General features: G+C 53.9%; 3 protein-coding genes. All 3 read left to right on the forward strand.

The genetic code is table 11. From position 1 onward, the window contains the following. Positions 1-134: 134 nt before the first annotated feature. The 3 genes from tfpB (at position 135) to ACCI49_RS03095 (ending at position 5,922) form a co-directional block, all read left to right on the forward strand. Entirely contained in the window at positions 135-1,910 is a 1,776-nt protein-coding gene (gene tfpB, locus ACCI49_RS03085) for a type IV pilus assembly ATPase TfpB (RefSeq protein WP_371837510.1), read from the forward strand. A gap of 155 nt (positions 1,911-2,065) precedes the next feature. Continuing rightward, positions 2,066-4,909 (forward strand): bifunctional [glutamate--ammonia ligase]-adenylyl-L-tyrosine phosphorylase/[glutamate--ammonia-ligase] adenylyltransferase, encoded by a 2,844-nt coding sequence (gene glnE / locus ACCI49_RS03090; RefSeq protein ID WP_371837511.1) that lies wholly within the window; start codon positions 2,066-2,068, stop codon positions 4,907-4,909. A gap of 59 nt (positions 4,910-4,968) precedes the next feature. Then, on the forward strand, positions 4,969-5,922 hold the full coding sequence (locus tag ACCI49_RS03095) for a branched-chain amino acid transaminase (protein ID WP_371837512.1): 954 nt from the start codon (positions 4,969-4,971) through the stop codon (positions 5,920-5,922). Positions 5,923-6,239: the final 317 nt, after the last annotated feature.

Genomic DNA, 6,239 nt, shown 5'->3' on the forward strand with positions numbered 1-6,239 from the left:
GCTCAGGGTGCGAAACGGCGGCATGGTACCCCAATCGGGGCAACTTCGGTAATAGTGCGTTAACGATGCACTGATACGACCTATAGATGGGGCTACAATGCGTCGTCGCCATATGAGAATAAAGGGGTTTACCAATGGCAGAGAGCAAAGCTGCAGACAGACTGTTGGACTTACGTGGACTGCTGGAGGATCTTGTCAGCCAAGGCTACTTAAACAGACAAGATGCCAACCGAATCGTAGGCACCCCGCGCACTGCTGAGCAGGCGCAGATGCACCCCTTAAGCTATATCGCCAGCTGTGATTTGCCCAATCAGAAGGTCCCCGGTGCTCTGTTGAATAATGAAGTACTTAGTGCCTGGTTGGCGGAGAGCTCTAGCCACCCCCTTTACCATATCGATCCACTCAAGGTGAATGTAAGTGCGGTGACCGAGGTAATGAGCTTCCAGTTTGCCAAGCGCCACCAGATATTGTGTGTTGATGCTGGTGCCGATGAGCTGCTCGTCGCAACTGCACAGCCCTTTACCCGTGGCTGGGAGGAGCAATTGGAGCATACCAGTGGTCGTATGGTGCGACGGGTAGTGGCGGACCCGGCGGATATTAAACGCTACTGTATCGAATTTTACTCTCTGGCCAATTCCATTTCCGGGGCCAGCGGTTTACAGGGCACCTCGACGGCGAATAACTTTGAGCAGCTGTTGGAGCTGGGCAACCTCAAGGACCCGGAAGCCAATGATCAGCATATCGTCAATATCGTTGATTGGCTGCTGCAACACGCATTCGACCAGCGCGCCAGTGATATCCATATTGAGCCGCGACGACAGGTGGGGCGTATCCGCTTTCGGATTGATGGCGTGTTGCATCCTATCCACGAGCTGCCAGACCAGGTGAATGCAGCGGTAACCAGTCGCCTAAAAATTCTTGGTCGTATGAATGTGGCAGAGAAGCGCAAGCCCCAGGATGGGCGTATTAAGACTAAGAGGCCCGATGGCAGTGAGGTGGAGCTGCGCCTTTCTACCCTGCCTACCGCCTTTGGAGAAAAGCTGGTCATGCGGATCTTCGACCCCGAGGTTCTGGCGCGCTCCTATAGCGATCTGGGCTTAGGTGGCGATGATCTGATACGCTGGCAGACGATGCTGTCACGCCCTAACGGTATTGTGCTGGTCACAGGTCCTACCGGTTCTGGTAAGACCACAACGTTGTATACGGGGCTCAAACAGCTGGCCACTAGCGCAGTGAATGTTTCTACAATTGAAGACCCCATTGAAATGGTGGAGGAGAGTTTCAACCAGACCCAGGTGCACCATTCCATCGGCTTTGATTTTGCCGCGGGGATTCGAACCCTGATGCGTCAGGACCCCGACATTATCATGGTGGGTGAGATCCGTGACCTGGAAACCGCACAGATGGCTGTACAGGCGGCGCTGACGGGTCACCTGGTGATATCTACCCTGCATACCAATGACGCCCCCACCGCGGTAACTCGCCTGCTCGACTTGGGTTTACCCCATTACTTACTGAAATCCACCGTGCTGGGAGTGATGGCACAGCGCTTGGTAAGGACCCTGTGTCCCTCGTGTAAGCGGGAGGACAAGATTGAAGAGTCGGATTGGCAGTCTCTTGTGCGACCCTGGAAGGCCCCATTACCAGAAAAAATCTATGCCCCAGATGGCTGCCTGGAATGTCGCAATACTGGCTACCTTGGGCGCCAGGGCATCTATGAAATATTACCTTTTACTGAATCCGTACAGTCACTGGTTACTCCAGATTGCGACTTGCAACTGCTGCGCCGTCAGGCGATGCGTGAAGGTATGAATAGTTTACGTCTCTCCGGAGCGAAAAAGGTTGCGGCAGGAGTGACCACTGTGGCCGAAGTCCTGCGGGTAGCCCCCCCACCGGATATTGCTTTCTAGTGGCAATTTTTGGAACCGGATTGCCTAGTGGCAGCAGAGCTGGGGTAATGGCCGCGAGCATGTTGCCACTGGCTACTGGTTCCACAATTGTAAGGGCCTGGAGCATTGGTGGGCAGGCTCACCAGCCAAGTATTTGCACTAAGGATTGATGCCCCATGTTCGAACGCGCCAACTGCCCCGAGTCCCTCAAGCCTCAACTGGATGCGCAGTGGCGCGATTGGAGCGAACAAGCGGGCGCTGAAATTACCCATGAGGCAGAGACTCTTTTACGGGATCCTGTTCTCCAGGAAAGTTTGGCGCGCAGCTTTATGGGCTCTGAATTTTTCCACCGCCAGTGCTGCCGTCAACCACAGCTGCTTTTGGCATTACTTAAAAAAGATGACCTAGGGTTGATTCCTCCCGAATTCGATAGCGATGAAAGCCTTGATAGTGCATTGAGGCTGTTGCGCAATCAAGTTACTGCAGAAGCTATTTTCCGCGATTTTGCCGGGCAGTGGGATATTCCACGGGTATGTTTGCGACTGAGTGAGTTGGCAGAACTCTGCATCGAAACTGCTTTGGGTTGGCACCATGCTCAATTGGTGCAGCGCCATGGTGAGCCCCGGGACAAGCAGGGGCAGGCACAGGCCATGATTGTACTGGGTATGGGTAAGCTTGGGGCACGGGAGCTGAATCTCTCCTCAGATATTGACCTGATCTTTGCTTACCCGGAGCCGGGCCAGACCGATGGTGAACAGTGTGTGGAAAACCAGAAATTCTTCCAGCGCCTGGGGCAGCGTTTGATTAAATCCCTGGATACCATCAAGTCCGATGGATTCGTATTCCGCGTAGATATGCGTTTGCGCCCCTATGGTGATAGTGGACCCCTGGTAAGCCATTTCGCTGCCCTTGAGGACTATTACCAGACTCAGGGGCGTGAGTGGGAGCGCTACGCCATGGTCAAAGCGCGCCCTGTAGCGGGAGACCGGGAAGTTGCCGCAGAGCTGGTGGAATTGCTACGCCCTTTTACCTATCGCCGTTATATCGATTTTAGTGCGATTGACGCATTGCGCGAGATGAAAGCTCTGATTCAACGTCAGGTGCGCGCTCGTGGCCTGGCCGATAATATCAAGTTGGGGCGCGGAGGGATCCGCGAGGTGGAGTTTATTGCCCAGGCATTCCAGCTTATTCGAGGAGGCCGCGAACCAGCGTTGCGTGAACGCAACTTATTGCGACTTCTACCTTTGCTGGAAAGCGATGGCCATGTTGAGCCGGGCGTTGCCAGTGAGCTTGCCAATTGTTACTTGTTGCTGCGCCGGGTAGAGCACGCTCTGCAGGCTTTTCGAGATCAACAAACTCAGGCATTACCGCAAGATAACAAAGAACGACAGCGGCTGGCTTATGCTTTAGGGCGTGATAATTGGGAGCAGTTACTCGGTGAATTGGCCGGGGTGCGCAATATTGTTGAGCGTGAATTTGATACTGTAATTGCACCACCGGAAGAAATTGCCGAGCCACGAGTGGCAGAGGAGTGGCAGGGGTTGTGGGGCAGTTGCTGTGAATCCAGCGGGGATGAGATTAACCTGCAAACCTTGGAAAACGCCGGCTTTGCTCCGGCACAGGAGGCTTTGGAGTTCCTGAAGGAACTCAGTAGTTTGCCAATGGTTGTCGCCTTGCCGGCTTCCTCGCGAGAGCGTCTGGATCAGTTTATGCCGTTGCTGCTGGCGGCCGCCAGTTTGCAGGAAGAGCCGCTACTGGTGCTTGCGAGGGTGCTTCCCTTGACGCGGTCTGTATTGCGCCGCAGCGCCTACTTAGTCCTGATTAATGAAAACCCGCCGGTACTGAGCCAGCTAGTGCGCCTGTGCAGTGCCAGCCCGCGTATTGCAGAGCAACTGGCACGCCACCCGATCCTGTTGGATGAGTTGCTCGATTCACGTCGTCTGCTGGCACCGGCAACAGCGGAGGATATCGCGGATGAACTGCGCCGTGAGCTGTTGCGAGTAGACCCTTCCGATCTGGAACATCAGATGGAGGCATTGCGCTATTTCAAACAGAGTCAGAGCTTGCGCATTGCTGCCCAGGAAGTGAGTGGTGCTCTGCCCCTTATGAAAGTCAGTGACTCCCTAACCTGGCTTGCCGAGGCTATTTTGCAGCAGTCTCTGCATCTGGCCTGGGCGCAAATGGTGGAAAAATATGGGCTGCCTGCCGGCGCGACGGCAGAGGATATGCGCTTTGCCATCATTGCTTACGGCAAGCTCGGTGGGTTGGAACTCGCCCATGGCTCCGACCTGGATATTGTGTTTGTGCACGATGCTGACCCCCAGCTCAATACCAGCGGCGAAACCAGTATCGATAACCTGCGTTTCTATACACGTTTGGCACAGCGTTTGATTCATATTTTGCAAACCCGAACTCTGAGCGGTCCTCTCTATGAAGTGGACACACGGCTGCGCCCGTCAGGTAACTCGGGTTTGTTAGTCACTTCAATGGCAGCGTTTGAAAAGTATCAGCGCGAAAGTGCCTGGACCTGGGAGCACCAGGCTCTGGTGCGAGCCCGACCAGTCGCGGGCAGTAAGCGCTTGTTTAGTGACTTCCAGGAGCTGAGACTGAGATTGCTTTGCCAGCCCAGAAATGAGGAGAAATTGCGTGAGGAAGTGGTCGGAATGCGCAATAAAATGCGTTCCCACCTGGATAAGAGCAATGATAAAAATTTCGACCTCAAGCATGGCTGCGGCGGTATTGTCGATATTGAATTTTTGGTTCAATATGCTGCTCTGGCCTGGGCACAAACCGCGCCCTCGATAGTGCGTTACACTGATAATATTCGCATTCTCGAAAGTCTGATTGACTCGGGCCTGATGCCGGCCAAACAGGCCGAGTATCTGATCGACGCCTACAAAGCCTACCGATCTGAAGGTCATCGCCTGGCACTACAACAATTGCCAGGGATTGTGAGCGATGACCGTTTCACAGCGGAAAGAAAGACCGTTCAAACAAACTGGCAGCAATTGCTCGGTTAAAAGCCGGCTACCTCCCGCTGCCCGATTAAACTGTTTTTCAGGATTTGTAGGAGTTGCCCATGTCTTTTGCCGACCGCGACGGCGTCATCTGGTTTGACGGTGAGTTGGTTCCCTGGCGCGATGCACGCGTGCATGTACTAACCCATACCCTGCACTACGGGATGGGAGTGTTTGAGGGTGTGCGTGCTTACGAAACTGATCAAGGCGCTAGTGTTTTCCGTCTGCAGGACCACACCCGCCGGTTATTTCGCTCCGCGAAAATTATGAACATGCCCATGCCTTTCAGCGCTGAGGAATTGAATGAGGCGCAGCGCCTGGTGGTAAGGGAAAATAATCTTAAGCAGGCTTATCTGCGTCCCATGGCCTTTTACGGTTCGGAGGGCATGGGGTTGCGTGCGGAGGGGCTGAACACCCATGTGATTGTCGCCTCCTGGGAGTGGCCCAGTTACATGAGCCCAGAGTCGCTGGAGCAGGGGATCAAGGTGAATACCTCTTCCTATACCCGCCACCACGTCAACATCAGTATGTGCAAAGCCAAGGCCAACGGCAACTACATCAATTCCATGCTGGCCCTGCAGGAAGCAGTGCGCAATGGCTGTGACGAGGCACTGCTGCTCGACCCTGAAGGCTATGTAGCGGAGGGTAGTGGAGAGAACTTTTTTATTGTCAGTGATGGCACAATCTATACTCCAGAACTTACCTCCTGCCTAGATGGGATTACCCGAGATACGGTTATTGAGTTGGCGAGGGAGTGTGGTTATCGGGTGGTGGAGAAGCGTATCACTCGGGATGAAGTGTATATCGCAGATGAGGCCTTTTTTACTGGCACTGCGGCTGAGGTGCTACCAATCAGTTCACTGGATGGCCGCTCCATCGGCAGCGGCCATCGTGGGCTGATTACCGGGCGTTTGCAAAACCTCTATTTTGATGTGGTACAGGGGCGTAGCGCTGCTCATCGGGGCTGGTTGAGTACTGTGAGCGAGGCCCCTGAGGTGAATATCCGTATAGCTTAATGGGCTTAAAATAGGTCTCAATAGGCAAAACCAAGAACATTCCGGGCCATGGATGATTATTGATCAGTTATTTAAATTAGTAACCCGACAAACTAACAAGTTATCGGGCTAATGCGATACAAGGGGGTGCCGCGATCGTTCACAGGCCGGCGCGAGCCCGTGAAATACCAGCAGAAGTATTTCGCAGGCGACAATGAAATCGATCAGGGCTTATCTATTTCATTGCCGGGTTAATTAACACATAGGTAAACCACCGCCTCTGGCGGTGAGACTTGACAAGGCTCTGCCGTTCCGGCGTGCAGAGTAAAAATATGGCC

This window comes from Microbulbifer epialgicus (genome assembly GCF_041447265.1).
In the GTDB taxonomy this organism is placed as follows: domain Bacteria; phylum Pseudomonadota; class Gammaproteobacteria; order Pseudomonadales; family Cellvibrionaceae; genus Microbulbifer; species Microbulbifer epialgicus.

Bases quoted from the DNA above. Each gene is read 5' to 3' on its own strand.
- tfpB (WP_371837510.1), top strand. From the start codon at position 135: ATGGCAGAGAGCAAAGCTGCAGACAGACTGTTGGACTTACGTGGACTG.
- ACCI49_RS03095 (WP_371837512.1), top strand. From the start codon at position 4,969: ATGTCTTTTGCCGACCGCGACGGCGTCATCTGGTTTGACGGTGAGTTG.
- glnE (WP_371837511.1), top strand. From the start codon at position 2,066: ATGTTCGAACGCGCCAACTGCCCCGAGTCCCTCAAGCCTCAACTGGAT.